Source organism: Sciscionella sediminilitoris (assembly GCF_000737195.2).
GTDB lineage: Bacteria > Actinomycetota > Actinomycetes > Mycobacteriales > Pseudonocardiaceae > Sciscionella > Sciscionella sediminilitoris.
The window spans coordinates 1-1,574 of record NZ_JALM01000098.1; the positions used below are offsets into that span (position 1 = coordinate 1).

The following is a 1,574-nucleotide window of genomic DNA, read 5'->3' on the forward strand; positions in this document are numbered from 1 at the left end:
GCGTGGAATAATTCAGTCGTGTAACGCTCATAATTGTTGCTATGTAAGGGATTTGCTTCCTCATCTCGCGGATGTGGTGGTCGATTCGGTGAAGGCTTGCGGTGCGGGTACGGAGATTTGGGGCTCGACGAAATCGGGCTCGGCGCGGTGCCCGCGGTGCGGGACAGTCTCGTCCCGAGTGCATAGCCGCTATCAGCGCACGCTGGCTGATGCGGCGATCGCTGGAAGGCCGACGACCCTGGTGCTGCGAGTGCGGCGCTTTTTCTGTGATGCCAATGGCTGTCCCGCGAGAACGTTCGCTGAGCAGATCGACGGTCTGACCAGTGCCTACGCACGGCACACGCCGTTAGCGCGGCGGATACTGGAGGCTATCGGGCTGGCCATGGCGGGTCGTGCGGGCACACGGCTGGCCGCCAGGTTAGGGATCGCAACGAGTCGAGACAGTCTGCTGAGGTTGGTGCGCGGTCTCCCGGATCCACCGACGAACCCTGTCACGGTGGCTGGTATCGATGATTTCGCGTTACGGAAACGCCTTCGCTACGCGACAGTGATCGTTGACATGCATACCAGGCGTCCGGTCGATATCCTGGCCAACCGGCGGATTGACACCACTCGAGATTGGCTGCGCGAACACCCGGAAGTGCAGACCGTGTGTCGGGATGGCTCCGCCTCCTATGCTGAGGCCATCCGGACTGCCGCACCACACGCGATGCAGGTCAGTGATCGCTGGCATCTCTGGAAAGGCCTCGCCGACGCCACGCTGAAAGAGGTCGCAGCGCACAGTAGCTGCTGGGCGAAAACCGGCACGCCGATGCGTGACGGCGCGCGTGCAGCTACCACCGGTCAACGCTGGCAGCAGATTCACAATCTCCTCGATAAAGGCGTGGGATTGCTTGAGATCACTCGACGACTCAACCTGGCAATCAACACGGTCAAGCGATACGCCCGCATGAGCCAACCCGAACGCGTGGTCAGGGCCCCACAGTATCGACCGACGCTCGTCGATCCCTACCGTGAGCACCTACGACAGCGCCGGACCGAGGATCCCGCCGTTGGGGTCACACAGCTGTTGAAAGAGATCAAATCCTTGGGATACCAGGGAAGCGCGAACCTGCTGGCCCGCTATATCCACCAGGGCAGGGTAGAAAACGATCGAGCGTCGATCTCCCCGCGCCGCTGCACCAGCCTGATCCTCACCCGGCCAGAAAATCTCAGCGACACCCAACGCAACCTACGGCAGGAACTGATCAGCTCATGCCCAGAAATGATAGACCTCGCTGACGCCGTTCAAGGATTCGCGGAAATGCTCAATCCCCGTCAACACAACAAAAACCAGTTGCACCACTGGACCACAACAGTCCGTGCCGCCGATCTCCCTTATCTACACTCCTTCACCCGAGGACTAGCCAAGGACGAGGCAGCAGTAGTCGCTGGCCTGACCCAGACTCATAGCAACGGCCCCACCGAAGGCAACGTCAACCGCATCAAAATGATCAAAAGGCAAATGTACGGCCGAGCCAACCTCGACCTCCTCAGAAAACGAGTCCTCCTCGCATAGAACCAATCACGAAAAG

1 protein-coding gene is annotated in these 1,574 nt (G+C 60.1%); it reads left to right on the top strand.

Annotated elements, in window-relative coordinates; all coding sequences use genetic code 11:
• The first annotated feature begins 76 nt into the window (after positions 1-76).
• Positions 77-1,558 carry an ISL3 family transposase gene (locus AD72_RS36010; RefSeq protein WP_425480790.1) on the top strand — a complete coding sequence of 494 codons (1,482 nt, stop codon included), beginning with the start codon at positions 77-79 and terminating at the stop codon, positions 1,556-1,558.
• The last annotated feature ends 16 nt before the right edge of the window (positions 1,559-1,574 follow it).